Raw genomic sequence first — 447 nt, forward strand, 5'->3', positions numbered from 1 at the left:
GGCGGTATTTTTTTGTTGTGTGCCAAAATCGCCCCACGATTTTTGTGAAATCCGCCTCTTGCCGTCCTCCTGCAAACCGTGTCATACTGGGTATAAAATTCCAAGATCAGGCCGAAAGGATGTGCACACTATGAAACGGTTGTTCTGTCTGGCTCTGGCCTTGTGCCTGGCGGTGGTTCTGACCGCCTGCGGACAGTCCCCAAGCAACGCTTCCCCCGACAACGCCCTGACCGAACTGTTCCGGCAGGAGGGGGTGACCTGGGCGGGCTGCACCGGCGAGACAGCCGCCGCCTTCGACCTGGAGGACGGGCAGTTGACCATCGTGGCCGTGACCTGCCACGTACAGGCGGACGGCAGTGAATCCTACGGTTGCCGGCAGCAGCGCACCGGCGCGGCCTGGGACGACCAGGTCCTGTGCACCCTGTACCGTGACAGCGAACTTCCCGG

Annotated in this window: 1 protein-coding gene; it reads left to right on the forward strand. The window is 61.5% G+C overall.

The genetic code is table 11. The features are described from left to right. Positions 1 to 130: 130 nt before the first annotated feature. The coding region (locus H6B10_RS15385; protein ID WP_204652349.1) for a hypothetical protein at positions 131 to 447 on the forward strand (317 nt) is incomplete at its 3' end.

Origin of the sequence: Gemmiger formicilis (assembly GCF_016901605.1) — a bacterium.
Taxonomy (GTDB): domain Bacteria; phylum Bacillota; class Clostridia; order Oscillospirales; family Ruminococcaceae; genus Gemmiger; species Gemmiger formicilis_B.